This window comes from Ensifer adhaerens (assembly GCF_020035535.1).
GTDB lineage: Bacteria > Pseudomonadota > Alphaproteobacteria > Rhizobiales > Rhizobiaceae > Ensifer.
This window is the reverse complement of sequence record NZ_CP083351.1, coordinates 41,953-68,747: the sequence shown is the minus strand read 5'-3', so window position 1 is coordinate 68,747 and position 26,795 is coordinate 41,953. Positions and strand designations below refer to the sequence as shown.

The following is a 26,795-nucleotide window of genomic DNA, read 5'->3' as shown; positions in this document are numbered from 1 at the left end:
CACGACGAGGGTGGGGCGTCGAGAGCCGGAGGCAGGGGAGATTGAGATGAAACAGTGGCTGTGTGCGTCATGTCTCTTGCTGGGCTCCGGTAGTTCGGCTTTGTCGGCGGAGCCTCTGGTTGGCGAATGGCGCGGTGTCTTCTCCTGCGGCCAGGCCAAGAACATCCGGATGATCCTGGACATCAAAGAAACGGCTAGCGGCCAGATCGAGGGTGTTTTTGAAGTGCAAGCCGGGTGGAATAAGGTGAGCTATCACGTCGTGGGTACCTCAACGCCCACGGGCGCGTTCGAATTGAAGCCGGGCACCTGGATCCATCAGTTGCCAGGTTTCAGAGCGGTCGAACTGCAAGGGCAAGTGATCAGCGTGGGGAGCGGTCCGCCTCAAATTCAAGGACGGCCTGTGGGCTGTAAACCGGGCGGCTTCAGGGCCACCTTCCAGAAGCCATTCAAGAAGCCTCCGCCGCCGTTGGCGCAGAAGGTGCAGGACAGAAAAGGAACAAAGTGGATAAACGCGGTTCGGGCGAGAACGCAGGATTACGTTCAGAAGCGCGTCGATGAACCGAGCTGGTGGAAGATGCTCGAAACGGAAGTCGTGACGAGCTATGTCGATCGCACCACCAAACACGCGCTGCTGGAGGAGATTACGGAGGCGCGCGGGAGTATCCGCTCGGCAGCCTTGCTTGATGAACTAGAAGCCGGTCCGAAGGACTTTCCGCGAGGCATTGGAGTTGCGTTGCGGATCTATGGTCAGGCGGAGAAGTCAAACTGGCCGGACGACGTCAAGCAGCGCGTCTATAGCGCCTGCAAGAAACGAGTGGCCGAGGTGCTTCGGCCAAAACTGGAAGAAATCGCAGCGGTTGCGGCCAAGATACCCCCCTCTCTCGAAGGCCTCGCCGAAGCCCGCGCAGCGATTGCTCCGGTTGAGGACTACCGGCAATCGCTGGAACACGCATTCGGGGCGCTGGACCAGGAAAACCTGCTTGCTCCCATGGTCCAGCGAATTGCACAACTCGAAGCTATACCGGGCATAGCGATCGAGTTTCGCTCGGCGCTCGCCACCGCCCGCAGCCAAGCAAAGCCGCGGGAAGCGACTGAGAACGTGATTTTCAACGTGCTCGGCCCGCGAAGCACGTCATCCTCACTTGCTGCCATTGCCGTGGAGGGCCGAAGATTGGCAGCGCTTGCGGAGATCAAGGTCGAGAGTATTGCCGGCGACGCTGATCGCAACGAACCGAGCGCCGACGATATGGCCAAGTACATGTACGCCGTCGTCGAAGGGTTCAATGACACCTTCGCAGCAATGCGATGCTCTCCGGGACGCTATCCGCCAGACGAGTATGTAAGATGTAAGTTCGGAGAACTGGAGGTGAGGCTGAAACGGGTCGTGAAGACTGGCTGCGCCGTAGAAGTGCCGGGACGGCAGTACGTTTGCAACTTCGATCACTATTCGCGGCTCGTCTCTTTCAGAACCGGCGAACCAGTCGACAGCCCGGACCTGTCCATGCGCTTTCCGGACGGACGGCTTGAGGGACCGAAAAAGGTGCGGTTTGTCAGGCAAGCCAGTGGTGAAGGATGGGACGGAACGCGGCTACCGCCCGGTTGAACCACCTCGCAGGCAACCGGTGCGAATGTCGTCGCGCCGCATAGAGGCGATGGAACACCGCTTCCGTCACGAAGAGCAACTGGCTCCGTCAGGCTACAATGAAACGGCCCTTCTGGACCGCTTTGGTCGCATCCAGAGTGGCGCCAAGCGCGTCTCCCGTGAAGCCACGAACCTCCTTGAGATTGCGCGCATTCAGGTGGAGCTCATACGTCATTGCTGATTTCTTGCGACGCTCGCCGACATCAGATTTTCTCTCTGTTGCGCTGTAGAACCCCGCAGGTATGGCCAGTCCGTCAATGTAAACGTCACTCTCAGCGAAAAGCCCGACGATTTTTCCTCGGCTTGGCATGGAGCTACTCCTGGCGACTTCAATCCGTATTCAACGATTAACTCACTTATGGAGCGAAGCTGGTCTGAACCTGAGGCACGAGCGCTATTTCTTTCTTCGCTGCTATGGGGAGGCGCTCGAGGGTTGCTCGACAAAGCGGATGAGGGCCACCGGGATTGCAATAGTCGCGACGCGGACTGGTGGCAGTCATCGCCTCTATGGGCCACGGGAGATCGGAGCCCCGATTGGTCCTGCATCAATGATCATCGGCGGACCAGAAACGAGGATTCAAACGGAATGTCCCGTCAGCGCTCAGGCCGATCGGACGAACTCATTCATCGCCGTCTTGCATGATCCTCAATGCTCGGATGATCTCCGCCGCATCGAGAAGCGTATCCCTCGCATCTTCGGGTGAAAGATCTCGGGCCCGCGCGGACGCTACTTGCAAGTCGATCAGCACGTCCTTCGCGCGTCGATTACCAACCCGGTCGGTGTGCTCGCGCAGATCGCGGATGGTGTCGACAGAACGGTCAAGAAGACGGCTCATCTCGTGCGGGGTCAGCTTCTCAACCTCGTTGGCAGCTCTGATCAATTCGCAGATGAAGGCGTGAATGGAAGACATGGGGACCGTGGTCTTGCTATGCGATTTCGATGTTGCGTTGGTCGTGAGGCGGGCCAATTTTGGTCAAGGGCGAGCCTCCCGATCACGACGGGTCAAACCGCTTCAGCAATCTTTCAAGCTGCTCGTTCTGCAACCGCAGCTTTTCTGAGAGCTGCCGTCTGAGCTGCCGGACCTCTTCATCCAGGAAAGCGACTTGCTCGGACATGGTCGGCGGCGGTCGCACGACGACTGGCACTTCTTTGGGCTCGATCGCTTCAACCGCAGCAACTGGTCTGGCGCTTATCTTCCTGGCGCGTCGCTGCACTGTTTTCGGTTGAGTCGACGGTGCGCGTTCCAGCCCGTGATCGTCGTCGCGCGGTGGCTCGGGCGGAATGGCCGCAGACGCAGGTTCGCTTATCTCAGTCGGGTCAACAACAGTCTCGGCGAGGTCGACCTGCTCGTCCGGCGCGTCGACTGCCGCGCTCGTAACGTCGTCGCTCGGCTCAAAGGATGCCGTGGTGTCCTCTTGCGGGGCGAGCGATGGTTCGTCCTGCTTTGACGGCTCGGCTTCTGGCGCGCTCGCAGGATTGTTGGCTGTTCTGCCCCGAGACGCCAAATCGGCTAAAAACTTCCAGGGTGACTTCATCGCGCGCCCTTATCGCAAACAGTCGCGTCGGCTCCCAGTGCTGGAACCGGCAAGCGACCAGATTGTAGGAGGAGGCCGATCGCACAGTTCGATCGGCCAATACCGAAAACGATCAGGAAAGACCAAGTCGCTTGCGCAGGTCGGCGTTTTCGGCCCGCAGCTTCTCGGAAAGCGTTTTGCGCAGGCGTGCATTCTCCTGCTCGAGCTGAAGCAGTTCCGCGATATCATCGAGGACCGGAGCCGCCGGCGCCGTTTCCTTTGGAGCTCGGGTCTTTTCGGCGCGCTTGGCGATGTTCTTCGCCCTGGTCTTGCCGATGGTCGCGATCGAGGCTGCGCCGTCGGCCGCCTTTGCGCCGTTCTTCCTGCGTCCCCGCACCGGCGCGGTCGTCGCAACATCTACCTTAGGGCTATCGGACACGATTTCCGAAACAACGTTCTTCGGCTTCGGCCCCCGGCGCTTTTTCGGTGGGGCGATTTCAGCCGGCGTCGTCGCCTCAACGGTCTCGATATTGTTCTCGTCTGCCATGTGTTGTCCCCTTTGACTATCAGTCCTATTTCCAACGCGGCAAGAGCAGAGTCAATGAGGCTCATCGGCCCGCGTTATCTCGCTGTCAAAGGACCACCGCCCTGTGCTGACTGTCGCTCACCGACCAACGAATGAGTTTTCGCCGTGGGCGCACACCCGGGGCCAGCTCATTTTCTAACGGTAAATGTCGAGCGCAAGGCAGCACGGAGTACGCCGGCCGCGCGCCGCTGCCAAGTTCGATCACGCCGTCGGATTCTGCTACAATGGTTACTCTGGGGGAGGACACCATGGGTATAATTGACCGCCTGTTTTCGTCGCCAGACCCATTCATCAGCGATGGGGGAATGGAGACAGACCTGATCTTCCACGAAGGCGCCGAAATGCCCCTGTTCGCCTCCTTCGTCCTGCTCGACAGCCCAGAGGGGCGCGATATGCTGCGGCGCTACACGGTTTCGTATTTCGACTTGGCCCAAGCAGCGCGTCGGGGCTTTGTGATGGGCACGCCGACTTGGCGCGCCAATGGCGGCTGGGGGCCGAAGCTCGGGCTCGACGACGCAGCGATCCGGGACGTCAACCGGCAGGCTATCGCCTTTGCCCGCGATCTGCGGGGCGCCCATCCATGGCGTGACCATATCCTGATCGAAGGGGTACTCGGGCCGGCAGGCGATGGCTATGCACCCGAGCAGCTTCTGACCCCAATCGAAGCGGCCGGCCTGCACAGCGTCCAGCTCGAGACCTTTGCCGAGGAAGGTGTGGACATCGCATCCGCTTTCACCATCACCCATCCAGGCGAAGCCATCGGCATGGTCAACCGCGCGCGTGAACTTGGCCTGCCTTTCGCACTCTCATTCACGGTCGAGACCGACGGGCGGTTGCCGACCGGGCAGGACCTCGATTCCGCGCTCAGCGAGGTTGAGGCCGCGACTGGCGGCTACGCTCGCTATTACGGGATCAACTGCGCCCATCCCCAGCATTTCGGCGAACAGCTGCCAGCGCGCTGGCTCGATCGCATTGGCATGGTCCGGCCAAACGCATCGCGCCGCAGCCACGCCGAACTGGATGAAGCCACCGAACTTGATGACGGTGACCCGCAGGAGTTCGGCGCGCTTTGCGCTGAAATGGCAAAACGGCTCCCCGGGTTGCGCGTCGTTGGCGGATGCTGCGGCTCGGACATCCGGCACATCAAGGCTCTGCTCGCGGCGGGCGTTTGAGCGTCGGGTCGGACGGACATCAAGGGCAGTCGAGGCCCTCAACGACGACACAGGTAATGTGGCTTAATGCTAGTGCCCTAGATGCCGCCCTGGGCCGCGCGCCAATGACGTTGTGGCGTGCACCCGCTGATGCAGCCGCAGAGCCTAAACACGGCGAGATCGCATGGCGTTGTCTGCGTATGAAACGAGCCTCCACCGCGAAGTGGAGGCTCGTCGTCGGGGTGGTTGCGGGCGTCCACAGCAGAACCGGGGAACAATGTCTCCGGAAATCGCAACGAGATCAGGCTGACACAGGCAGCATCTGGAGACAATCAACCTAAAGGGACTAGCAATACTTTCACCAGTAGCGTCTTAGAGCACGGCCAGCGACGCCGATTGCCGACCCCCCAGTCAAAAGAGCCGCCTGGCCGACAAGGCGAGCAACCATGTGATGCTCGACGGCCGATTGGGCACATTCTCGTTTTCACGGGACGAGCTAGCGCGCCCACACGACCCGGCACTTGAGCCTGGTCCAGCGACATCCCGCGTCATGTGACTGTCGACAATTGGTCCCACAGCGGGAAGAGGATCTCACGTCGCGGAATCGCAAAGCGCTTTGAAGATGTCGTCCATGCTCCCACCAAGAGCCTATTCCATTGGCCAGACCGGCATTCGCACGTTCCGCGTGCTTCGGCGCTGGAGCTGCACATCAGCTTTCGGATCGAGTAGAATAATGGCCAATTGAGAGGGTGATGCATGACCGAGGAGAAGGTTGAGCGACGCTTGGCGGCCATCTTGGCCGCCGACGTCGTGGGCTACAGTCGCCTTATGGAAGCCAATGAGGAGCGCACGCTGGCCACGCTGCGCCAGCATCGCCGCGAGTTCTTCGATCCCACCATCGCCAAGCATGGCGGGCGCATCTTCAAAGTGATGGGGGACGGCTTTTTGGTCGAGTTCAGCAGCGTTCTTAACGCGACGCGTTGCGCCGTTGAAATCCAGCGCGGCATGCCGGAGCGCAACGCGGGAATTCCCGAGGACCGACACATAAAGTTCCGCATCGGCATCAATGTCGGCGACCTCATCATCGACGGCGAGGATTTCTATGGCGACGGTGTGAACGTCGCCGCACGGCTCGAGGGCCTGGCTGGGCCCGGGGGTGTCGCGTGTTCAGCGTTCGTGCGTCATCAGGTCGGCAACAAGCTCCAACTTGAGTTCCTCGATCAGGGCGAGAAGACCGTCAAGAACATTGCCCAGCCCGTGCATGTCTACTTCATCAATCTGGGATCGCCGGACAGTGGCGTTCCGGAAGCAGCACGCGAGCGCTCATACCGACCATCGGTGGCGATCCTGCCTTTCGCGAACATGAGCAACGACCCGGAGCAGGAGTTCTTCAGTGACGGCATCACCGAGGACATCATCACCGACCTGTCGAATGTTTCGGGGCTATTCGTGCTCGGGCGCAACACGGTCTTTACCCACAAGGGCAAGGCGGTGAACCTGGAGCAGATAGCGAAAGAGCTTGGAGTTGCCTATTTGGTTGAGGGTAGCGTCCGCCGAGCCGGGAATCGAGTGAGGATCAATGCCCAATTGATCGACGGTGCGACGAGCGGCCATTTGTGGGCCGCCCGTTACGACCGTGAGCTCACCGACATTTTCGCGATCCAGGATGAGATCACCAAAACGATTGTCGATCAGCTTAAGGTCAAGCTCCTGCCGGATGAGAAGAAGGCAATCGAGTTAGCGCCGACCGACAATATCGAAGCCTACACGGACTATCTAAGAGGTCGCCAGCTACTTCATGCTGCGACGAGAACCTCCCTGATGTTGGCGCGGCGGATGTTTGCCAGAGCCACGGACCTGGATCCACGTTTCGCGCGCGCCTACGCAGGCATGGCGAACTGTGATTCCCGACTCCATTCCAAGCATGGCGAGAAGATATCGACCGGCGACATTCTGGCGACCACCGGAAAGGCCTTGACGCTCGAGCCCGACCTGGCGGAAGCCCATACTGCACGGGCATACGCCCTGATGATCGACAGCCACGCCGCGGAGGCCGCTGCCGCTTTCGAAAAGGCCCTGGCGCTCGATCCCAACTGCTACGAAGCCCATCAGTTGTACGCCGAATTTTTCATGACTCAGGGCGAATTCGAGCAAGCCGCGCGGCATTACCTTCGTGCAATGGAAATTCAGCCCGATGACTATCAAGCGCCACTCTTCCTAAGCGGTGTCCTTAAGTCCCTCGGACGTCCAGAGGAGGCGGCAAAATATGCGCGTCTTGGATTAAGACGAGCCGAAGAGGCGCTCAGGCAATATCCGGACAGCTCTAAGCCTGCGCAGCTGGGAGCTGTCGCGCTGGCATTTCTCGGAGAGCGGGATCGGGCGGAAGAATGGCTGGCGCGTGCAATGGCGATCGATCCGGACGATAACCTCGCCCGCTACAACGCCGCCTGCACCTACTCGCAGCTTGGCAAGCTCGATCGGGCCATTGAGCTTCTGGAAATTTGCTTGCAGCAGTTTGGAAGTGACATGAAACTTTGGGTCATGAAGGATTCAGATCTCGATCCGGTGCGCAATCATCCGCAATATCAAAAGCTGCTCGAAAACGTCGGGACGCCAAGCGATCGTTGACGCTTCCCGGGGGTCGGCGGCATGCTTGCCAATCGCACGCTTGCCTGTCTGGATGACTTTTTCAGAGAACAAGAACCTATTAGACCGGGGCAGCCTGCCCGATGAACAAGGGCCGCATGACCTAACCGTAGATGTTCTGCCCCTGTGATTCAGCGGCAGTATTCTCGCCCTACGGGCCGCGCCATCGCGACGGACAACATCGCCAGACCCATCTATCGGCTGGGTCGGTATCGACTTCCGGGACGGAGACTGAGACCAGACGCTCACGGCATCGAACATTCCCACTGCCGTCCCTGAAGAGGGCAGCGGATCGCTCCATTCACTCCACCGCACACCAGTCGCGGATATGCGATACTGCGAACCTCATTTGGAGCCCGCGATGCTCCACGACAAGCTTATCTGCTTCCCGGCGCATAAACTTAGCTACGTAGTTGCGCACTGCCCCAGCTTCGTCGACCACTTCAAATACGTATGTCATTGCGACTCCCACGATTAGATGGGTTTTTGCCTGTCTCTGCTTGAGTGAGACTTACCTGCAGACAGCGATGCACGCATTTCGCGGACCGATTGAGACAGGCGCGGCATCTGTTCGCCTTTAACGACTTCTTAGCCCACGCAATATTACCATTACCTAATGTAGCAATGAGGGAATCCGGGCAGATGCTACGCAATCTGACGAACGCCTTTTTCCGCATCCTGAAGGACAAAAACGGCAACTTCGCCATCATGACGGCTCTGGCAATCGTACCACTGTTTACCGGCGCTTCTGTCGCCGTCAATCTCGCCCGCATCAATCTAGAGGCTGCCAAAATGCAGGATGGGCTCGATGCGGCCGCCTTTTCTGCACTGAAGTCCTATGGTGACGAAGGGGATCAAACCAAGGCGAAGGACCTGGCGAACACCACCTTCTTCGCCAATTTCGGAACGTCAGAGATCGTCGACCAGAGCGGATCGGGCAGCTCGCCGCCACCAGCGTCCCAGGCAATCAAGGTCGCCTTCGGTGCCCTCGGCGTGGAGACCACGGCGACGGCGACCTATGAGCTCACATACCCACCGCTTTCGTCGGCCTTCAATCCTATACGATCGATCGCGTCAGCGTTGCCGCGCGCATGCCAGGCAGAGAAGCATGCATGCTGGCTCTAAGCTCGACCGCAACCCGGGCTTTTGAAATAAGCGGCAGCGCCACGGTCGATACGTCCGGCTGCACCATCACCTCGAATTCGAGCGACCCACAGTCGATCTATCTCAGCGGATCAGCTACGCTCAAGACCGGAGTGTCTGTACACCACTGGCCAAGTCTCAGCGACGCTTGCCCATCTCACGCTTGCCTGCCCCAAGGCAGTGGAAGAGGTCGCACCGGTCCAGGACCCGTTCCTGTCGAAGAAAATGCCGACGACGGGCAGTTGGGTGAGCCTTGCGGGATGCGGACAGAACTTCGTCGGTGGCGGTAGTGGCAATGGCGATTGCAACGGCACGAGCAAGACGCCGAATAACCCGCCCGCCGGCTATACCGTGGAACTGAAGCCCGGTACCTATGGAGGCCTGGAAATCAAGGGCAAGGTCCTGCTGCGACCGGGCGCCTATATCATCGACGGCAATCCCCTCAAATTCGCCAGCCAGTCGATAGTCACCGCTGAGGGCGTCACCTTCTTCCTGATGAACGGCGCCCAGCTCGACATTCATGGCGGTTCGACCTTCAAGGTGACGCCTGCGCTGACGGGCGACTGGGCGGGGTTCTCGATCGTTGCCGCCAGGAACAATACGGCGACGGCGACGATCAACGGCAACAGCGCCTCGTCGCTTGCGGGCATCATCTACATGCCGGCATCACGTGAAATCCAGTATGCCGGCAGCGGGTCCACGAGTGGCGAATGTGTGCGCATCGTCGCGCAGGAGATCACCATGATCGGCAACAGCAAATTCAAGCTGGATTGCAAGGCGGCGCTTGCCAACAATACCATCAACAATCCAGGAGCAATCCGCCTGCTCAGATAGCACCAGATGGAGGGGGCAGAACCGGGCCACACTTTCGAGGTTTGTGGTCGCCAAAGTCGAGCCTCCCGCCTTACCCACAAGAAGCTCCGCCATCCCTCATACAGGGGGCTGTGCGGGTTCCAGGACAATGCCGACGTCTACCGTCTCAAAAGCCAGGTTAGCGGGGTTGAGTATGAGTTACGGCCTGATTGCATATGGATTATTGCTAGCAACCTGCTACGGGCAAGGCTGCTACTTTTCGATGCAGGCCGACAACCGTTACCGCGCCCTCAGCCGGCTTGCGACGCTGCAGAGACAAGCCGCACAACTCGCCGCAAATTTCTGGACCGGGTTGTTTTGGCTCTGTCTGCTTCCGGTCGTATTTTTCGACATTTTCCCGACAAATAGCGTCGCAACATTGGAATTTTGGGCCTTGCTGGCGGTGAAGGTGCTGATCGTTCGCAAGGCGATTTTGCGGATAGGCGGCGTGATGGCGTGCGTCGTCGACTTCTTTTCGACAAGACAAAGCCGGCTGAAGGAATTGAACGAACTTCGGCAAATGCTTCAGGCGAACCAACAAGTGCAAACGCTCGGTGATCCCCTAGTGTAGCTTTAGGGTCGTCGCCGTGCTGCGGTTGAACAGCGAAAAGAACTGAAAGAGGGTGATCCCGACGAATATGAGGGCTTGGAAGCGATGGCGCTCTACCGGTTTGTGTTCCGCTTTATGACTGCCGGGGAACTCGTCGCGGTTCTAAATGGCCAAGCCTCGCTGATCGAGACGTGCGTGGTTGAGCGCACACTTATGGGAATGATTGCTGACTAACTCGCCAAGAAGGTTCCTTGAGCGCCGAAACGCCTTGGGGCTTGAGTTTTTGGACCTGCTGTCTGTGCAACGCTACGATCGACGATCCAGCCACGCCAGCAATTCAACGTCACCTTGCAAGGCCAGACAGACTTGCTGGTATTCGGTAATGAGCTCCTCCTGTCGGGGAACCTCCCGCACCAGCCTATCAAGCTTTGCAGAAGCCCATGCGTAAGCTTCGAACAGGTCGAAAAGTCGTCCCTGATTCAAGGATCGCCCGTCGGTGACGGGGAAGCGCCATTGCCAACCGAGCGCGGCCTAACTGCATTAAACCCATGTCCTTCTGAGTTTCCTTCGTATAGGGGTCCTTGCCGGTCCGACGCAGGCAGGGCCGAGAGGCAAGGGTTCTGGAGAAAACACTAGTGCGACCGGATCGTGCAGCAACGAAGCTAAGACCTTTGCGAGAGGCGTATCGGACCGAAGTCCGATGGAGGAACAATTCCTGTCACCCTAGGTTTGGATGTCCCTTCGCGACCGCGGCGCAGCCGTGGCGCCACTGGATTCCCCCGCCCTTGTGTCCCGGCGAGATGGCTCCGCCGAGGTCAGGCTTTGCACTCAGTTGGAGATACCTCACGCAACCATGTCGGCCCGCGTCGTACGCCCCGCCTTGGCGAGAAGGTGCTAATCGGAACGGGTGAATTGCGTACCGACACCCGAGGTATAGCATCTCAGAATGCGACTGCGCCTTCGACCCTGTAGTCGCATAGCCCCAGAGCCTCTGCCCCCTGCAGAGGCTCACCAGGCTACGTCTCATGCACTCCAGGGCATGGCCACTACTTCGCTGACAGGACTACCGGACCTGCGACCGGGTCGGTGACCCCCAAGCCTCCGCCGAGATCCTCCAGGGTTTCTCGAAAACTGTCGAGCGTGGCGATCATCTGTGGGCGGCTCGCCGCCATTGCCTCGATGCTTTCCCATTCTGCGATGATGCAATAACGCCCCTCTCCCGTCTCGATGATGTTGGCGTGACGCAAACCCGACCAGCTTTGTGCGATGGATCTATGCGCATCGAGAAATGCCGTCTCCATGCCGGGCTTGACTTTGAACCGCACAACGTTGAACGCGACCATGACGACCTCTTACCCTTGTTCGTGTCTCTGCACTGCTTCGCGCACAGCGCCAGTGTTCCATTGGTGCTGACGACCCTCTCGCCCTTTGCTGCATGCGGAGCATGCAGCACGTAACAACCACAGGCTACCTCAATTCTAATTTAGCTGATTAACAAATTTTAATGCGAAGAAAACCAATATCGGTGGATTGGTATGCACCAATTCGTCCAGCGCGTGGTCCGGGAAAGGAGCGCGAGCTACGCGTGTTCAAAAGTTATTTCTGCCGGCAGCTTTCACAGCCAGAGGGGGAGACAGCTTGCATAGAAATGAGTGGAGCAAAGAGGGAGAAGGCAACATCCGAGCCTCCGCCGTCACCGATTGGAAGGCAGAGGCCGTCACCGACGGAAGTGGCGACGTCCTCTTGAGAATTGAGTTCAGTGTCGACCCCAAGCGGACTGACGTATCATCACTACAGTTCCGATTGACTGAACAGCAAGCAAAACACCTCGGAGCGAAGTTAGGGCTCGTCTCAAACCGCTCGTCGCACCTTTTCAGCGGCGTAGCCCGACACCGCACTTCGACATAGCACCCACCGAAGAATAGGGAACCAATTCTCCGCATCGCAGTTCTGATGCGCCAGCGCGTCGCATGTCGGTTTTCCGACCGTCTGCGAAGGGTCAGAACTAAGCTATCTATGAGAGGCACTGCATGACGGCTGAGGAAATGTCGCCCAAGTTTCTCACTCTCCAGCCTGGCGGTGCTGTTGGCGAATTTGCGTTCGACTGCGAAATAGCAGCAATGCTTGTAAGTCTTCCCGATGACCCTTCACTCTACTTCGACCTCGGTGAGCCACATCTAATGGTTCCACTTGAGCACCTGGTCAACGCGCGTGCGCGCGAGCGCGGCATCATCAACGCCAACCGCCACATGTTGGCCTCGGCTAATGGCCGTCAGGAGAAACGAAAACCGCTGACGGTTCGCCCCCTGGGAAACGAGCTGTGGCTTGTGATGGATGGGAATTCGACCTTGCTCAACGCGCGGCATTCCAACTGGCGGGCGATCCCTTGTAGCACAAAATGATCACCCGCTGCCGTTTCCAGCGGGCCGACTGACAAACCTCCACCAGAAGTTTCAAGTGAGAACCACGATTGTGCTGTGGAAATCGCCCATTTTTAGCCCCTTCTCGCTGCGCACCCGATGACAAAGGGGATTCTGCCGGACAACAATTGCCCACCACAAGAGGGGAAAAACAAATGACAACGACCAACGAAATTGCAGAAAAGCTCGCCACCGAGCATGGCCTGACCAAGGTCCAGAGCAAGACAATTGTCGAGGCGGTCTTTGCCGCCGTGACTGCCGCCGCCACATCCGGCGCAGAAACATCCATACCCGGGTTCGGCAAATTTAAGATCAAGGACACGCCAGAGCGCGAGGCTCGCAACCCGGCCACCGGCGCGACCATCATAGTTGCAGCAGCCAAGAAGTTAACCTTCGCGCCGGCTAAAGCTCTCAAGGACGCGTTGAACGGCTGATGCCACTGGAAGTTTAGGACCGCGAATGGAGAGCCGGACGACCCCTGAGGGCGTTCCGGCCCTTCTCTGCCTCGGTCCGGGGAGACCCGGTCAGTTCTGCAAAAACCTGAGGCGCACTCAGGCCGTCAATACTACGCCGGAGGGCCCGACATGGGCCCTCTTCACCCAGAATGGATGAATTGTGCTGTGATCGTTCCGGGGTAGCATCGAGAACGCGACCGCAGCACAGCCCTCGTGGTCGCACTGGCCGCAGAGTCTCTGTGTCGGGCAGAGGCTCACCCATTCCGAAGCTAGGCCGCTGAAAACACCACAGCTTTGTGTCGCTTCGTGGGGGCTGCTCGCCCAAAGTACAGAAAGCTCAACCGGACTTACAATTTAGATAGCGCTGATATTAGTTGACTGCAGCGTGTACTATGCGAGGCTGTAAGCTCTTGATTGTGGCATGCCTCTGCGGGGACCTTGCATGTTTTTGGTTCGCATCGATTTCGACGACGCCATCGAACGATGGCGCGACATCATCTTGACGTCCTTGCCGTGGGATCGACTTGGCGGTTACGTAGCATTGCGCAAACATGACTTGACGATCGAACTTCACGATATCGGCGAGAACAGCGATCTCCTTGTCTTTGCCACCGACGGCGAAGCTCTGGCCGACCGGTTCTGGTCGGTCTACCCCTTCGTCGTCACATACGAAGGAAACCCCGGCTATCCGCTGGAGTATCTGGTTTGGCTTTCGTTTCACATGCAAGCGAATTTCGATCGCTTGGGTGTCCTCGAGATGAGCGCGTCTTACGAGGACGAAGACGGCGATATCGAAAGTATGTCAGCCGTGTCCATGGGTCGAGACGGAGGCGCATTTACCCCATCCGTCTGTTCACGGATGGTCACCAGCCGAGCCTGGAGTTGGGCGACGACACGACGCAACTCCGCGATCTCTTCCCCGCTGGACCGAACTTCTTCTGCCGTCGACGGATCTTCAGCGGGACTCTCGTGGTCAAGTTCGTCCAGATGTTCCCCCAAATGCGATGGGCTCTCAAATCCCTTGGCTTTGATATTTGTCATTGGCTTCCATCTCCATTCCTTTGCCAGCGATCATAATGAAACACATGCGACGGACGTGAGTTCCGTCTCCGGACCACAGCAAGCGCACTCTTGCCCTCCATCGAGGAGAAGCCGCCAAGCGTACTTCGGATGAAATGCGGCGAGCAACGACCCGTTCATAAATAGCCGCCTCGTTCGCTCGTCTGAGGATCGCCGGGTCGAGGGGCATCAAACTCCATCGTAAAATTAACCCTTTTTTAAGCAGACCCTTTAAAAGCAGCGCCCAGTTCTCTACTATATTTTAGGGGTTTGGAGAAGGAGACGCGGCAAGCATCACACGATGCCGACCGTGAAATGATGACGTATATCAACCCTTGCAGATTGATATTTTCAGTCCTATTCCGCCAACACGAACACTTCCATCGATAGAAGGAGGACATCCTAGATTTCATAACAAAGTTTACACAAATTATATTATTGGAGAAATGATTTTATGTGCATTTCAGTCGCGTTCGTCGACGACCATCCGATTTTACTTGAAGGACTGGTCAGCTTGTACTCAGGAAAAAGCGATCTCAATATCGTCGCCAAGGGCGAGAATGCGGTCGACGCTTTAAAGATCGTCGAAGAACATTCGCCGCACGTCCTCGTCCTCGACCTGAGCATGCCGGGCGACGCAGTTGCCGCCATCGAGGTGATTGCACAGAAATATCAGGATACGCGGATCATCGTCTTCACAGCGAATTCGAGCATTGAAACGGCGATCCAGGTGCTGAACTATGGCGTCGCAGGCTACGTGCTCAAAGGCAGTTCAGCCAGCGATCTGCATCAGGCGATACGCACGGTCTACGATGGCGACACTTTCATCACCGCAGGCTTTGCCACCAAGGTTATCATGGCGATGAAAACTGCAGAACTGCGCCGACGCCAGCAGGCACAGCAGCGCCTGAGTTTGCGCGAAGAACAAATCGTCCGTCACCTGATGCGCGGCAGCACCAACCGTGAAATCGCGGCCTACTTGGATATCAGCGAAAAAACCGTCAAGCACTACATGACAGTGCTGATGCAGAAGCTCGACGTTAGAAATAGGCTGGAGGTCGTGTTAGCCGCGCAGCGACTCGAAGTGGTTCCGGATGGCGCGCTTGATCGGGGAAGGGTCAGCTAAACTAGGAACTATAAACACGGCTCGGAACAAATTCGTCGCGAGCCGAACTTGATCAATCGGTTTGCTGTCCGTAAAAAACTCTCTTGTGGGGCCTGTAGCTCAATGGTTAGAGCCATCGGCTCATAACCGATTGGTTGCAGGTTCGAGTCCTGCCGGGCCCACCACATCTCTCGCCTGGTCGCCCAGGCATGCGAGACTCTTTCCTTTCAAGGTCATCGCAGCAATGCCGGTCAGCCGGTTAATTGGTCGCGCTCGGAGATTTTTCGATTTCTGCACCGGCCGCACGCAAGCCAGCAAAGATGCGTTCCCGATCTTCCGGACGCGCGATGCGCACGGCGACCTCCCGCGCGATGTTCGGCATGAGCGCCGGGGCGTGTTCGGTAAGCCAGTTCAGCTCGGTTCTGGCCTCATCGACCCGGCCCGAGGCCCCGAGAATGGCCGTCAAGACCATGTGGTGCATCGGATTGTAATTGAGGTCCGACATTCGCGACCAGAGTTCCGCAGCTCCGAGGTCCCCCTCAATGAATGCACAGAGCGCCATGCCAACTTCGAAGTAACCCTTTGGACCCGCCCCCTTGCTCACAGCGTTCGAGACAAGCCCGCATCCGGTATCCCATTTTCCGGACATCGCCAGGCGCAAACCATACTCGCCTGCGACCTCCGTATCGTTCGCGTTGATGGCATAGGCCGCCGCGCCGGCTCGCAAGGCAGATTGAATATCGTTTCGGAAAACGTTGGCGAGCATGAGCGCTTGGAGAGCGCGGGCATTTTGCGGATCGAGTTCGACTGCGCGCTCCGCCAGTTTGAAAGACTTTTCCAGCGAAGCCGGCAGTGGTTTCACGCCGAGCTTGTAAGAAAAACGCACTTCATCGAGATAGAGAAGCGAAAGAAACGCCTGCATCGTCGCATCAGCGGGTGCTCTGCTGGTCGCCTCCTCCAGACAGTCTTTCGCGACCTCGTGCGCCTGCTGCGTCATTTCTGTGCGATAGCTGTAATAGGCCAAGGTACAGGTATAAGCATCCACTCCGCCTACACTCTGGGATGCAATGTCCTTGGTGTCGGTCTGAAAGATGACGCCGAAAGGCTGCGCGACCGCGGAAGCAATGTCTCTCGCGAGGGCGTCTTGAATTTCGAATGCGCTTTGCGCACGCAAATCTGAATCGTAGTTGTTCGCCCAGATGATCACGCCATCCGAACGCCGAACGAGCCGCGCAATCGATCGGACCTTGTCACTCTCAACTCTCACAGAGCCCTGGAGGATGTAACCTGAAATGGAACGATTGCGTGCAACAGCCGCCGTACCCTCAATAACCATGATTTCCTTGAACTTGACGAGATTGCCGATGATCTCGTCCGTGAGACCGAGCGACATGCCCGAAGACCGGTCGTTTACCGAGACGTCCCTAAAGCGCTCGACCGCGATCGCCGGTCGATCGGATGGGGTCGCCACTGATGTAAACCGGAAATCTGTAAAGACCGCTCTTATCAGCAGTGTCGACGTAATCACCAAGCCCACGACAGCTGCGGCCAGCGCCGCCTTCAGCGTAAATCCGGTGCGAAACCCTGTTTTCAGCGGTTCCGGGATTGCAGGCGGAAACCCAAGCCGATGCTGGATTTGGGGCAGAGTCTCAGCCTCGGCCGGCTCGACGCCTTTGAACTCGGGATTGAATTCGAAGGCCGGCACGTAGCCACCTTTCGGAATGGTGATGACTACTCGCTCCACTGGCCCCGACAAGAGGTAGTAGCGCTCCAACTCGCGACGGATCCGGCCAGCTTCAATTCGAACGACCGGGTCGCTTTGCGCATCAAACGTGTCTCCTCGACCGAATACATCATGCGCAATGGTGAATGCCTTCAGGTACTCGGAACGACCCTCCAGGGTTTCAGTGACGACAAATTGGAGGAAGTTTCGAGCCCGATCAGGAAGCTGGAATTTGTCGCTGGAAAGGATGCGGGCTAGCTGCTCTCGCACATCGTCGGCAGAGGGCGCGGCAAGTTGCTCCGTGCCTGAACTTTCAGCGACCATCACATCCCTTTCGTTGCCGACCGCACCCAACTTGAAGGCGATCTCAGTGAAAAATCCAACTCAGATCACACTATCTTTAGAACTCACGCATGAATAGCAGCAGCGTCAAAAAAATCTTTGAAATCAATCACTCCCAATGTGGTCGCCGCCTCGCTGAATCGAACCGACCGACACGCCATGGTATCGTCGCGTATGATACCTATTCATCCGACACCCTCTCCTCACTATCCGGTGAGCGTATATCGAGGATCCGGGCGGAGGGGTGCATGAAAGCGCGATTGACTTCAAACGAACGTAACGTCGGACTTCAGGCGGCGCTGAGCCGCTTTCCCGCCAAGTCGCTCCAAATAAGACAGCTTCTGCTTGGTCGGGAGAGTTTCCGAGGATTGTGCGAAGACTTGGCCGTTGCTGACGGCGCCTTGGCCAAGGTCGGCATGTATCCGACACCCTACGCGAAGAACGCCGACGGGAATTCGAAGAGCTCGTAGAAGCCCTGGTCAAAGAAATCCAGGGATTCCTCGCTTAGTGCGGCATTGTCCTGAAGTGCTATCATCCGCAAAGGGTTTGCAAGGCATCGATATCCAGGATCTCGATCCTTCGGGAGCCGTCGAGCCGAATTAGCCGGTGTCGCTTCAGTCGAGTGATGGCGCGCGAAACCGTTTCAATGGTCAAACCCAGGTAGTCTGCAACGTCGCTTCGAGGCATTGGCAACTCGAACACATAAGAGCCATGGTGCCGGGCCGACATTGCGAGCAGAAACGCAGCGACGCGTTCATCGGCGCTCGGTCGGCCGACTACGAGTTGATGCTCCTGCGCCGATGATAGTGCCAGAAATATCAAGGATAGGGGCACGGCTCTATCGGCATTCATGGAGAGAATACCGGTCGATCCGATTGCTTCCGCGCAGAACCGTCGGTGACTGCCGTCTTCGATTCCGAACCATTCGCCTGCCATATGAAACGAAAGGATCTGTCTGCGACCATTGGCAAGCATCCGGTAGATGCGAACTGTCCCGAAGGCGACGCGGAAGGCGCGGTCGGCCGTTTCTCCTGGGCTGTAAATTGCTTGCCCGTTCGAAAAAGTCAGCAGCGGAGCAGCTTCACGGAGCTGAGTGCGATCCTTGGTCGATAATTCTACGGTCATTCGGCCTCGACAGACGGCGGCAACGGTTCGCCAGTGGATGTTTATGGGATCAACATTATTCGGAACGAAAAAATCATACTGATGACAATACGGCGCCCACCCACACGCGCAGCGTAACTTACGCGAATATACGATTGCCCTCGAATGCTGATCTTTCGCGATCGAATACAGCCATGTTTACTCGTTCCTGGGCAGGACGGTTTCTTAATTCCGAACGCGCCGTCCTCGTGCTCGAAGAGGATCTTATGATCAGAAAAACAATCATTACGATTGCCAGCGCTATTACGATGCTGCTCACATCACCGATGAACCTGCGCGATGACGGGAGTTCTTGATGAATGCCGGAGACGCGAGTCAAACCGTTTCTAGTGCGGTCACCGAATCTGAGGCGCGTGCGGCACTTGAGCGAATGCTCGCCGACACTCAGTTTCGTGCGACTGAGCGCCATCGCAAACTCCTGTGTTACCTGGTGGATGAATTCTTCGCTGGCCGCTCGCGAGGGGTCAAAGCCTATTCAATTGCGATAGACGTTTTCGGCCGGCCGACCTCTTTCGATCCCGCGAGCGATCCGATCGTGCGTGTCGAAGTCTCGCGGTTGCGGGCGGCGCTGGCACAGTACTACGGGACCTCAAGCGAGGAAGTCCGGGTTCGCATCGAGCTGCCTAAAGGCAACTACGTTCCTTCTTTCGTGGGAAGCGATGCCCCCTCCCCGGATCCCTCGACAACCGTAACGGCCCCCACGAACACGGAAAGCGAGCCGGAAGAGCCGCCTTACGTCGCGCCCGACGTGGCCCAGCCAAAACGACGCCCCTTTGGCCTGATCTCAGTCGCAATCGCAGGCGCTGCGGCGATGGCCGGAGCGTTCTACCTCTCGGTCGTCGAAGCCCCTCCGTGGCAACCGGTGTTCTCGGCCAAGCCGACGATCGTCGTCGAGGTTGCTGCAGGCGGCGGAACCGGAAAGTCCCAGCGGCAGGCAGCCGACCAGTTGGTTCACGTGCTGTCGCAGTTCTCCTCGCTACGCACATTGACGCAAGCGCCAATGGCCGGGATTGACGCTGCATCGCAGGGGGGCAATGGATACAGGCTTTCGGTTGCCTACAGTACCGACGCCACCGAACATCAGGTTTCGTGGCAGGTCGTCGATGCACAAAGCAATGAGGCGCTCCGCTCTGGCACCGCGAAGGCGACGCTCGACAATGGCGACGCGAGAACAGTACAGGAAAGACTGCTGGCGCGGCTCGCTCGCTCGCTCGCCGGCGAGGAAGGCGTCATCGTCAGCCTGGAGGCGGCGCGTCAGCTAGCGGAGCCGTCAATTGGCTATGGTTGCGTGCTGCTCGCCGATATTGCGATGGCACGCTTTGACCCGGAAGGTTTGGCGTCTGCGCATGCCTGCCTGGAAAAGTCGGTGAGTTATCGGGCGACGGACCCGGAAGTCCTCGCAAGCTTGGCCATGGTGCTGGTGGCAACCGGCGAAGCGAGATCCTCTCTGACGGAGGCAGCGCGTGCGGTGAAGCTTGCGGACAGGGCGGTAGCCCTGGCTCCGCAGTCGAGCCAGAGCTACGTCGCCCAAATGCAGGCCCGCTTTGTCGCCGGTGATACCGAGGCGGCGTTCGTGTCCGGTCGCCGCGCCGCGGCACTCAATCCGTTGAACGAAGCTATTTCGGCTCGGCTCGGACTGTTGCTCTTTATCAATGGCCAGTATGCAGAAGGCGTGCGCCTGGCGCAGGTGGCGGAAACAGATTTCGAGTTTTTCCACCGTGACGCCGCGCTCACTCTGGCGCTCGAGGATTACCGAAACCGCGCCTACCGCGAAGCGCTCAAGCGCGCGCGCCAGTTGGCCAGACCGAACGACACCGCCGTGAGCGTTCTGCGGATCGCGGCGGCAGGCCAGCTTGATCTGACGCGAGAGGCGACAAGCGCGCTCGACAGGTTACGTTGGAACAAGGGCAGCTCACCGCACTCGACGAAGACTGAGCTTACCGCCCTCGGCTATACGTCGGAGTTGATTGAACTCCTGGACGATGGTCTCGCTAAGTCCGGCCTGCGTCTGGCCAGTCTCCCATGATCTCTGTAGAAACGTTGCGCGGGCCGGCTTCGCCGCTTGCGCGTCCGGCGGATATCCCCAGAGGTCGATCAATCAGGAACCACCGTCGTTGGCTATTCCCTTGTTTCGGACATGGCCGGCGAACCATTTTCGAAGCGGCGACGGCACGCTGCCGACGGCCACGTCGGACGTCCGATGGTGCTCAAGTCGTCCCTGAGGAAACGCATGTCGTGGTGTAGGAGATCCGGGTTTTGTCCGGAACACCCGGGTTCAGCCACACCACGAGGTCGGCGGTCGACAGAGAGCTTTAAAACGCCCCCAAGAGGTTTCAGGGAAGCGAGGCCCCCTACGCACGGCCGATCAAATGAGAAAGATGATGATCCCAGACGAAATATCCATAGCAGCTTGGAGCCTTTCTGCCCGTCACCTTGTACGCGGACAACGCGACCCCGCCTTAATGGTTGCCGAAGCGATTGCAATGGAGCGGCAACGCTGTTTGAAAATCGTCACGGAATGCTGCGGCGAAAACAGCGACGTGGCCAGAAAGATCCGGGCAGGCTCAAAGTGACCGAGACGCAGGCATCCATGTCCGGATCTCAAGGTCGGGGCCGAGTAGGTTATCAGGCAGCCGGCTGCAATTGCGTTTCGCAACGCTCCAACAGAAACCGTCTGGCTCGAGAGTAACCCCAATTGATTAGCTGCGACTTTTAGAATTTTATTGAATTCCAGTCGGGCAATTGCAATTATTTACTTGAAATTGCGCACCATAAAAACACAAGTTAGAGATGAAAACGTGTTGGTTCTATTGCCGCGCAATTCCTCCATTTTCAACCGCGCAGGCTTGGACCTCCGTACAAGTGCGGAGGTCCAGGCACACTGGAGCCGGTGCGTGGCAATGTCTATCGGAGCACTCAGCATTAGAAAACCGGGATTCACACCGTGTGGGTGGGGCACAGAGGACGTTGTTTTAGAGGGGGAAGGTGGGAATGTGGAAGACGGATTGGCCAAAAGAGGCAGTGAGTTCAGAAACGATCGTCGTGCTTCGCCGGATCTTGCGTGACTGGTGTGACGAGCGGGGACATCTCGCCGACAGCCGGGAAGGCAGTCGCACCGCAAAATTGTTGGTGAGCTGGTGTGAGTTCGGCGTAACGAACGAAGACGAGCTGGCGAGACTGATCCGCGAAGACATCTTGGTTCCGGACGCCTGAGCTATGGGTACCATGCGGGACGCTATTCAGAACCTTGCGATGGGAATGCTTGGCTGGACTGCATGGCATCAAGCCGGCAGGGAGGGCAAGTTCTATTGGCGGCGCTGGCGTAGCGGTCAATGGGAAATCCGCGAAATGACAGCGGATGAAGAGGACGATGCCCTGATAGACTGGGCGATCAAGTGAGCGCGGAACACATTAACCTGTCGGAGAGCGATGTCGGCCCGCCCGCCCCTTTCCTATCAGCTGTGCGCGGGTCTGCTACGCGCCTAGAGGTGCGATTTCCGCCGGGTGCGTTTCGGAAAACCTCGGAGAAGGGAAGCCACGGAAGACGGTCGAGCTGGCGCGGGCGATCGAAACACGCTCAAGGCGCGATCTAAATCAAAGCCCGTTGGTGCTGACGGGCGACCTATCCTTGTTTTGTTTGACGTGCAGCCCGTGTGCCTCAACATCGATAAGCCACATCAGCATTTTGCCGCCAGTACAAACGAGCTGATAAGATGGCATAATTGATGAACTCCCATCATCTACTGCAAAATGGCCTTCCAGTTCTAAAAAGTCATATCCTTCGTATTTCTTCTTTAATACGCCAGACAGGATATGCACGGTTGCTTCACATTTAATTCTTGAGAGCGTGCTTTGCGCTCTTACTTGGTATATCTCTCTTGTCTCTGAATTGAACAGAACCTCGTATTGGCTAAACAGGGAATTCGGTTCCGGAGGAACAATTCGCTGAACCCACTCAGGTGCATTCAGTTCGGCCTCCATCACTGCTTCCCCCACAGCCTGGTATTGACCGACATTGGCCCCAAGCTCGACACCGAAAAGCTGCCGAATAGGCGGCAGACCCTGCCCGCTACTTGCCTTCACAGGGCTAACCGCGGTTAGAAGTATGGCGTTCAACGCGATTACTAGAGGTCTTCTGCAGCCCATCAGTCACCTGGCGTTCTTGGAGCGCAACACAGGAAAAGGTATCACACCGAGAAATGCACATTCTTTAGATATTTTTATAAAGACAAGACCGATCGGCGCCAACCTGGCGCAGGAGGCCTGAGCGGGGTCCGCGGGTGGATATCTGGCGGTGGAGTCGACGTTTCCGCAACCCGGGGCGCGATGGAACTCGACGCAACGGTATTGGACCAAAAATCAGGTACGCTGTTTACGCTCCGCCTTTCCTGCGGCGACAAGTTCACATTGTCGCGTGGTCCTCTCTGACGCTCCCAAATCACCTTTGCAAACGCTCGCGGCGCACCTGATTTTGTCTGGAGGTCAGAAATGAACATCAAGAGCCTTCTTCTCGGCTCCGCTGCAGCTCTCGCAGCAGTTTCCGGCGCACAGGCAGCCGACGCCATCGTCGCAGCCGAGCCGGAGCCCATGGAATACGTTCGCGTTTGCGACGCTTTCGGCACTGGCTACTTCTACATCCCGGGCACCGAAACCTGCCTCAAGATCGGCGGCTTCATCCGTTTCCAGACCTCGTTTGGTGAAAACGAAGTCAACGGTCGTCAGGGCTGGGGCCCGGCTGGCACGTCTGACTGGGATGCCTTCTCGCGCGCTTACATCTCGTTCGACGCCAAGAGCGACACCGAGTACGGCACGCTCACCGGCTTCTTCGCTGCTGAGTTCAACGCCGACAACGACACCGACGCTGGCGACAGCCGCATCGACGTCGACGAAGCCTACATCCAGCTGGGCGGCCTGAAGGCCGGCTTCTTCTACAGCTGGTGGGATGAGGGCCTGAACGGCGAAACCGACTCGATCGGCAACAACACCGAATTCAACTCGATCGCCTACCTCTATGACGGCGGCTCGTTCCAGGCTGGTATCGCCATCGACGAACTCGAAGGCCTCTCCACCAAGCCGAACGGCATTGGCGTCCAGGGTATCGTTTCGGCTTCGCTCGGCGGCGTTTCCTTCGACCTGCTCGGCGGCTACGACTCTGAATTCGAAGAAGGCGCAATCCGCGCTCTGCTCTCGGCTGACCTCGGCCCGGGCGTCTTCCAGGTTGCTGGCATCTGGGCTTCCGACCCGAACGCTTACTGGGCTGCTTCCGAGTGGTCGGTTGCTGCTTCGTACCGTTGGAACGCCACCGACAAGCTCGCTATCACCCCCGGCGTTCAGTACTGGGGTAGCCTGCAGGACTCGCTCACCAGCTTCGGCAACGACGACATGTGGCGCGCTGGTCTGACGGTCGACTACAAGATCACCGAAGGCCTCGCGACCCGCGTTTCGGTTCAGTATGAAGATGCTGACAACGCTGACGACCAGGTTCTCGGCTTCGTCCGCCTGCAGCGCGACTTCTAAGATCGTCTGACCTCGGTCAGAAGCGAAGCCCGCAACTCGGAAGAGTTGCGGGCTGTTGCTGTTTCGCAACGTTTACCTGCTTCGAGTCGCTGAAATCGCCCAAAGGTGAAAGCGCTGGCTTGAACGCAGCCGGTTTCTCGGCCTCATTCGCGAGAATGAGGGGGAACTGCGAGCGTGGGACGGGACGCTGAAAAACAGGCGGACGGCTTCAACTTTCCGGATATGCGTTCGGGATATGAGGTCAGCTATAGTTTCAGCCCGCAACGCCCAGTCGGCGTGGTGAAAGAAACCACACTGGGTGAACTGCTTCAGCGCTATGCCGATATATTGTGGGAAGAGGGCAGCCACAAATATAACGTAAAAGCCTTCGTCGGCGAACTGGACGAGATTTTGATCGGCGTCAGGTTCACCACCTTCTCACAAGACATGCTCGACAGCCTCATCGGCGCGCTACGCAAACGTGGCAACAGCAACGCAACCATCAACAGGAAGATGGCGGCGCTGAGTAAGTTGCTGCGGAAAGCGTACAAGATGGGAGACATCCACAGCTTACCAGAGTTCAGGCGGCAAAAAGAGAGAGCCGGTCGCCTGCGATTCCTGGAGGCAGCCGAAGAAGAAGCGTTGTTTCGACAGATCGGCAGTCGTTCAGATCTCTATTTGCAGCTTTCCATTTTCCTGGTGGACACCGGCGCCCGCCTCGGCGAATCCATCGCTCTGAAATGGAATGACATTTATGAGGGCAGAGTGACCTTCTGGGTCACCAAATCTGGTCGCAGCCGCACGGTACCGCTGACTTCCAGGGCAAAAGACGCAATGGACGCACTTGCTGATAGATCTCCCGGACCGTTCTCATCGGTCGACCCTCAAAAATATCGCGCGGTCTGGAATGCAGCCAAGCTAGACGCCGGGCTGGGCGATGAAGAGGATATCGTTCCACACGTCCTGCGGCATACGTGCGCGTCTCGTCTCGTGCGTGGCGGCATCGACCTTCGGCGAGTTCAAATGTGGCTCGGTCACCAGACTCTTGAAATGACCATGCGTTACGCACACCTCGCCTCACACGATCTCGACATGTGCGTGCCGGTGCTTGAACGCCATTTGAAATAACCCGCACACCTCTCTCCAAACCCCGCTCGAGCTCGTCCAATGAGGCCGGATTCGTTCTCACCCGGCGCTGAGATCGAGATGAGAACAGACCCAGTCAGATGCGGAAAACCTTCCGATTCTGACTAGCAGTCATGGAAATCTCATCGCGTTTCGATCGGGTCTGCACCTGGTGCGATATTCCGCGTTACGGCAAAGGCTCCGATCGACCGGTCCGGCATATCGCAGATCAATTCCGCAAAAGGATTGAGTGACGGAAGCCTGACTCTTCGGTCATGCCATCTGGCTGCAGCGGAACTCTGGCGGCAATCGTGACGGTCTTCTTGACGACAACGACGCGCATGTAGTTGCAGCCGCTCTGAAAACGCAGGCTGCGGTAATCGTCACCGAGAATCTGAAAGATTTCCCCGAGGGTTTTGCTCCCCGGACTGAACCTTGAAGCGAAGTCGCGGATGCCTCTATTGCTGATACTATCGCCTTGGATGCCGGCAGAGCGTGCAGCGATTAGCCGTATGAGAGAGCGCTTCAGAAAGCCGGAAAAAACCGCAGATATCCTGCTTTTAAATATGGAGCCGAACGGCCTTACGGAAACAGTGGACGTCTTAAAGCCTCACCTCCTGTCGCTTTAGGTCCCTAACCTGCTAGCGGGCCGTAGCCCATCTTCTTATTCCCGTTGATACATTATGCGATCCTAGACGTACAGAACGTGAACATCCCCGCAACAGGCGCAAAGGCGGCCAATCAATACCTCGTGCTACGGCATAAATCAGGTCATTGCGGACTTGGAACGTGTAGTAGAAGTCGTCCCAAAACGCCAACTCGAGGTTGTTCTGACAGTCTACTTGATATTTGCAGCCTCGCTCTGATAGCGATTTTGATCGGAGTTATTGAGGCACCCGGGGAGCGAACACGGTGATAGATTTCAGCAAGCCGCCGAAATTCGAAAAGCATAACCATCACTTCGTACCGCGGTTCTGGCAGAAGCACTTCTGCGGTCCTGGCGGCCGCCTTTTCAAAACAAAACGTGGTCGTTATGTGCAGGCTTCCTTGGCTGACACCATGACTTCTGATTGGACGTATCTGGCCTTCGATGAGGGCTGGCGCCCCACTGATGAGGTGGAAGACCAATTGTCGCAATGGGAAGGACTTGCTTCCAAGCTAATCGTCCGGTCTCTACCTACCCAGACTGTTCTAAGCGATGACGACTGGGGCTCGCTTTGTGTCTGGTTAGGTCTCGCGACCAGCCGCCATCCCAACGTCTTGAATCGATATAAGCCTCTAGCCTCGGCTTTCACGTTGGAACTTGCCACAGCTCACGATTACTCAGACCTCGACGCTTTCAATGAGCACCTGCAGGGAAAGTTCGGCGTCGGAATCGATGAAGAGAGTTTTCGATATCTTCTGGCATCACCACAAGAAACAATTCTCGCTACTGCGGAGCACGCTGAAGCGATGTCACCATTCGACCCTATGTTACCGCAAACCGACGCTCTGCTGGCACGGTTTCCTGTAGCCCAATGCATCTACGAGATGGATCTTCGTTTGGTCGACGTTCCTACCGGCAGCGAATTCATCCTGGGGAGTAATCCCTTACCAAATGAGGGTCTTTCCTTCGGCTTCAGCGTGCCATTGAGTAAAGACGTTGCTCTGTTATGCACCCCTCCTAAAAACGCAGATGAACCTGCTCGGCTCCGCAGTGTCGCTACGCCACAGGAAGTTGAGCAGGTCAACTTGGAGCAAATAGCTCGATCAGAAGAGGCCATTGCGTCTTCGCCTACGATCCTAAAATATTGGGCGGAGAAGTTTGATTCCTTGTGAGCG

26 protein-coding genes and 1 tRNA gene are annotated in these 26,795 nt (G+C 57.7%); 19 read left to right on the top strand and 8 right to left on the bottom strand.

Features of this window, described 5'->3' with window-relative positions:
* Positions 1-46 precede the first annotated feature (46 nt).
* Positions 47-1,603, top strand: coding sequence for a hypothetical protein (locus LAC81_RS34880; RefSeq protein WP_223730790.1), 1,557 nt, complete (start codon positions 47-49; stop codon positions 1,601-1,603).
* Positions 1,604-1,691: 88 nt separating this feature from the next.
* Here LAC81_RS34880 and LAC81_RS34875 read toward each other — a convergent pair whose 3' ends face one another.
* The 4 genes from LAC81_RS34875 to LAC81_RS34860 form a co-directional block, all read right to left on the bottom strand.
* Positions 1,692-1,952 carry a hypothetical protein gene (locus LAC81_RS34875; protein ID WP_223730789.1) on the bottom strand — a complete coding sequence of 87 codons (261 nt, stop codon included), beginning with the start codon at positions 1,950-1,952 and terminating at the stop codon, positions 1,692-1,694.
* 310 nt (positions 1,953-2,262) lie between these two features.
* Positions 2,263-2,553: a hypothetical protein gene (locus LAC81_RS34870; protein WP_223730788.1), complete on the bottom strand. Its 291-nt coding sequence runs from the start codon at positions 2,551-2,553 to the stop codon at positions 2,263-2,265.
* Between the two features lie 82 nt (positions 2,554-2,635).
* A complete protein-coding gene (locus LAC81_RS34865; RefSeq protein WP_223730787.1) occupies positions 2,636-3,178 on the bottom strand; it encodes a hypothetical protein in 543 nt (180 codons plus the stop codon).
* Positions 3,179-3,290: 112 nt separating this feature from the next.
* On the bottom strand, positions 3,291-3,704 hold the full coding sequence (locus LAC81_RS34860) for a SyrB-like regulator (protein ID WP_223730786.1): 414 nt from the start codon (positions 3,702-3,704) through the stop codon (positions 3,291-3,293).
* 287 nt (positions 3,705-3,991) lie between these two features.
* Between LAC81_RS34860 and LAC81_RS34855 the strand changes: the two genes are divergently transcribed.
* From LAC81_RS34855 to LAC81_RS34835, 5 genes are all read left to right on the top strand, one after another.
* Entirely contained in the window at positions 3,992-4,915 is a 924-nt protein-coding gene (locus LAC81_RS34855) for a homocysteine S-methyltransferase family protein (protein ID WP_223730785.1), read from the top strand.
* A 735-nt stretch (positions 4,916-5,650) separates the two neighbouring features.
* Positions 5,651-7,522 (top strand): adenylate/guanylate cyclase domain-containing protein, encoded by a 1,872-nt coding sequence (locus LAC81_RS34850; protein WP_223730784.1) that lies wholly within the window; start codon positions 5,651-5,653, stop codon positions 7,520-7,522.
* Positions 7,523-8,182: 660 nt separating this feature from the next.
* Complete coding sequence (locus tag LAC81_RS34845; RefSeq protein WP_223730783.1) at positions 8,183-8,665, top strand: TadE/TadG family type IV pilus assembly protein; 483 nt, start codon at positions 8,183-8,185, stop codon at positions 8,663-8,665.
* 198 nt (positions 8,666-8,863) lie between these two features.
* Positions 8,864-9,517: a hypothetical protein gene (locus LAC81_RS34840; RefSeq protein WP_223730782.1), complete on the top strand. Its 654-nt coding sequence runs from the start codon at positions 8,864-8,866 to the stop codon at positions 9,515-9,517.
* A gap of 172 nt (positions 9,518-9,689) precedes the next feature.
* Entirely contained in the window at positions 9,690-10,106 is a 417-nt protein-coding gene (locus tag LAC81_RS34835) for a hypothetical protein (RefSeq protein WP_223730781.1), read from the top strand.
* A 1,025-nt stretch (positions 10,107-11,131) separates the two neighbouring features.
* On the opposite strand, the gene LAC81_RS34830 is transcribed toward LAC81_RS34835, so the two are convergent.
* Complete coding sequence (locus LAC81_RS34830; protein WP_223730780.1) at positions 11,132-11,428, bottom strand: antibiotic biosynthesis monooxygenase; 297 nt, start codon at positions 11,426-11,428, stop codon at positions 11,132-11,134.
* Between the two features lie 687 nt (positions 11,429-12,115).
* Between LAC81_RS34830 and LAC81_RS34825 the strand changes: the two genes are divergently transcribed.
* The 5 genes from LAC81_RS34825 to LAC81_RS34805 all read left to right on the top strand — a co-directional run bounded on the left by LAC81_RS34825 (position 12,116) and on the right by LAC81_RS34805 (position 15,309).
* On the top strand, positions 12,116-12,487 hold the full coding sequence (locus tag LAC81_RS34825; RefSeq protein WP_223730779.1) for a hypothetical protein: 372 nt from the start codon (positions 12,116-12,118) through the stop codon (positions 12,485-12,487).
* Between the two features lie 173 nt (positions 12,488-12,660).
* Positions 12,661-12,939, top strand: a complete 279-nt coding sequence (locus LAC81_RS34820) for an HU family DNA-binding protein (protein ID WP_223730778.1) — start codon at positions 12,661-12,663, stop codon at positions 12,937-12,939.
* A gap of 463 nt (positions 12,940-13,402) precedes the next feature.
* Positions 13,403-14,134 (top strand): hypothetical protein, encoded by a 732-nt coding sequence (locus tag LAC81_RS34815; protein WP_223730777.1) that lies wholly within the window; start codon positions 13,403-13,405, stop codon positions 14,132-14,134.
* 339 nt (positions 14,135-14,473) lie between these two features.
* Positions 14,474-15,145: a response regulator gene (locus tag LAC81_RS34810; RefSeq protein WP_223730776.1), complete on the top strand. Its 672-nt coding sequence runs from the start codon at positions 14,474-14,476 to the stop codon at positions 15,143-15,145.
* Positions 15,146-15,233: 88 nt separating this feature from the next.
* Positions 15,234-15,309: transfer RNA gene (locus LAC81_RS34805), tRNA-Ile, on the top strand.
* Between the two features lie 74 nt (positions 15,310-15,383).
* On the opposite strand, the gene LAC81_RS34800 is transcribed toward LAC81_RS34805, so the two are convergent.
* Positions 15,384-17,171 (bottom strand): hypothetical protein, encoded by a 1,788-nt coding sequence (locus LAC81_RS34800; RefSeq protein WP_223730775.1) that lies wholly within the window; start codon positions 17,169-17,171, stop codon positions 15,384-15,386.
* A gap of 89 nt (positions 17,172-17,260) precedes the next feature.
* Between LAC81_RS34800 and LAC81_RS38470 the strand changes: the two genes are divergently transcribed.
* Complete coding sequence (locus LAC81_RS38470) at positions 17,261-17,659, top strand: hypothetical protein (protein ID WP_328717955.1); 399 nt, start codon at positions 17,261-17,263, stop codon at positions 17,657-17,659.
* 61 nt (positions 17,660-17,720) lie between these two features.
* Here the strand turns inward: LAC81_RS38470 and LAC81_RS34790 are convergent, their stop codons facing one another.
* Positions 17,721-18,314: a helix-turn-helix domain-containing protein gene (locus LAC81_RS34790; protein WP_223730774.1), complete on the bottom strand. Its 594-nt coding sequence runs from the start codon at positions 18,312-18,314 to the stop codon at positions 17,721-17,723.
* 334 nt (positions 18,315-18,648) lie between these two features.
* On the opposite strand from LAC81_RS34790, the gene LAC81_RS34785 reads away from it, so the two are divergent.
* The 4 genes from LAC81_RS34785 to LAC81_RS34770 all read left to right on the top strand — a co-directional run bounded on the left by LAC81_RS34785 (position 18,649) and on the right by LAC81_RS34770 (position 21,752).
* Positions 18,649-20,379, top strand: a complete 1,731-nt coding sequence (locus tag LAC81_RS34785; RefSeq protein WP_223730773.1) for a tetratricopeptide repeat protein — start codon at positions 18,649-18,651, stop codon at positions 20,377-20,379.
* A gap of 355 nt (positions 20,380-20,734) precedes the next feature.
* Positions 20,735-20,926 carry a hypothetical protein gene (locus LAC81_RS34780; protein ID WP_223730772.1) on the top strand — a complete coding sequence of 64 codons (192 nt, stop codon included), beginning with the start codon at positions 20,735-20,737 and terminating at the stop codon, positions 20,924-20,926.
* Between the two features lie 418 nt (positions 20,927-21,344).
* Positions 21,345-21,566: a hypothetical protein gene (locus LAC81_RS34775; RefSeq protein WP_223730771.1), complete on the top strand. Its 222-nt coding sequence runs from the start codon at positions 21,345-21,347 to the stop codon at positions 21,564-21,566.
* A gap of 3 nt (positions 21,567-21,569) precedes the next feature.
* Entirely contained in the window at positions 21,570-21,752 is a 183-nt protein-coding gene (locus LAC81_RS34770) for a hypothetical protein (RefSeq protein ID WP_223730770.1), read from the top strand.
* A 195-nt stretch (positions 21,753-21,947) separates the two neighbouring features.
* Here the strand turns inward: LAC81_RS34770 and LAC81_RS34765 are convergent, their stop codons facing one another.
* Positions 21,948-22,469: a hypothetical protein gene (locus tag LAC81_RS34765; RefSeq protein ID WP_223730769.1), complete on the bottom strand. Its 522-nt coding sequence runs from the start codon at positions 22,467-22,469 to the stop codon at positions 21,948-21,950.
* A gap of 372 nt (positions 22,470-22,841) precedes the next feature.
* Between LAC81_RS34765 and LAC81_RS34760 the strand changes: the two genes are divergently transcribed.
* From LAC81_RS34760 to LAC81_RS34750, 3 genes are all read left to right on the top strand, one after another.
* Positions 22,842-23,870, top strand: coding sequence for a porin (locus LAC81_RS34760; RefSeq protein ID WP_223726806.1), 1,029 nt, complete (start codon positions 22,842-22,844; stop codon positions 23,868-23,870).
* Between the two features lie 174 nt (positions 23,871-24,044).
* Entirely contained in the window at positions 24,045-24,977 is a 933-nt protein-coding gene (locus LAC81_RS34755; protein ID WP_223726807.1) for a tyrosine-type recombinase/integrase, read from the top strand.
* A 909-nt stretch (positions 24,978-25,886) separates the two neighbouring features.
* Positions 25,887-26,792 carry a DUF4238 domain-containing protein gene (locus LAC81_RS34750; protein ID WP_223730768.1) on the top strand — a complete coding sequence of 302 codons (906 nt, stop codon included), beginning with the start codon at positions 25,887-25,889 and terminating at the stop codon, positions 26,790-26,792.
* Positions 26,793-26,795: the final 3 nt, after the last annotated feature.

Bases quoted from the DNA above. Each gene is read 5' to 3' on its own strand.
- LAC81_RS34785 (WP_223730773.1), top strand. From the start codon at position 18,649: ATGAATGCCGGAGACGCGAGTCAAACCGTTTCTAGTGCGGTCACCGAA.
- LAC81_RS34855 (WP_223730785.1), top strand. From the start codon at position 3,992: ATGGGTATAATTGACCGCCTGTTTTCGTCGCCAGACCCATTCATCAGC.
- LAC81_RS34775 (WP_223730771.1), top strand. From the start codon at position 21,345: ATGTGGAAGACGGATTGGCCAAAAGAGGCAGTGAGTTCAGAAACGATC.
- LAC81_RS34780 (WP_223730772.1), top strand. From the start codon at position 20,735: ATGATCCCAGACGAAATATCCATAGCAGCTTGGAGCCTTTCTGCCCGT.
- LAC81_RS34790 (WP_223730774.1), bottom strand. From the start codon at position 18,314: ATGACCGTAGAATTATCGACCAAGGATCGCACTCAGCTCCGTGAAGCT.
- LAC81_RS34760 (WP_223726806.1), top strand. From the start codon at position 22,842: ATGAACATCAAGAGCCTTCTTCTCGGCTCCGCTGCAGCTCTCGCAGCA.
- LAC81_RS34770 (WP_223730770.1), top strand. From the start codon at position 21,570: ATGGGTACCATGCGGGACGCTATTCAGAACCTTGCGATGGGAATGCTT.
- LAC81_RS34870 (WP_223730788.1), bottom strand. From the start codon at position 2,553: ATGTCTTCCATTCACGCCTTCATCTGCGAATTGATCAGAGCTGCCAAC.
- LAC81_RS34850 (WP_223730784.1), top strand. From the start codon at position 5,651: ATGACCGAGGAGAAGGTTGAGCGACGCTTGGCGGCCATCTTGGCCGCC.
- LAC81_RS34815 (WP_223730777.1), top strand. From the start codon at position 13,403: ATGTTTTTGGTTCGCATCGATTTCGACGACGCCATCGAACGATGGCGC.
- LAC81_RS34865 (WP_223730787.1), bottom strand. From the start codon at position 3,178: ATGAAGTCACCCTGGAAGTTTTTAGCCGATTTGGCGTCTCGGGGCAGA.
- LAC81_RS34880 (WP_223730790.1), top strand. From the start codon at position 47: ATGAAACAGTGGCTGTGTGCGTCATGTCTCTTGCTGGGCTCCGGTAGT.
- LAC81_RS34845 (WP_223730783.1), top strand. From the start codon at position 8,183: ATGCTACGCAATCTGACGAACGCCTTTTTCCGCATCCTGAAGGACAAA.
- LAC81_RS34800 (WP_223730775.1), bottom strand. From the start codon at position 17,171: ATGGTCGCTGAAAGTTCAGGCACGGAGCAACTTGCCGCGCCCTCTGCC.
- LAC81_RS34835 (WP_223730781.1), top strand. From the start codon at position 9,690: ATGAGTTACGGCCTGATTGCATATGGATTATTGCTAGCAACCTGCTAC.
- LAC81_RS34875 (WP_223730789.1), bottom strand. From the start codon at position 1,952: ATGCCAAGCCGAGGAAAAATCGTCGGGCTTTTCGCTGAGAGTGACGTT.
- LAC81_RS34810 (WP_223730776.1), top strand. From the start codon at position 14,474: ATGTGCATTTCAGTCGCGTTCGTCGACGACCATCCGATTTTACTTGAA.
- LAC81_RS34820 (WP_223730778.1), top strand. From the start codon at position 12,661: ATGACAACGACCAACGAAATTGCAGAAAAGCTCGCCACCGAGCATGGC.
- LAC81_RS34825 (WP_223730779.1), top strand. From the start codon at position 12,116: ATGACGGCTGAGGAAATGTCGCCCAAGTTTCTCACTCTCCAGCCTGGC.
- LAC81_RS34860 (WP_223730786.1), bottom strand. From the start codon at position 3,704: ATGGCAGACGAGAACAATATCGAGACCGTTGAGGCGACGACGCCGGCT.
- LAC81_RS38470 (WP_328717955.1), top strand. From the start codon at position 17,261: ATGAATAGCAGCAGCGTCAAAAAAATCTTTGAAATCAATCACTCCCAA.
- LAC81_RS34830 (WP_223730780.1), bottom strand. From the start codon at position 11,428: ATGGTCGCGTTCAACGTTGTGCGGTTCAAAGTCAAGCCCGGCATGGAG.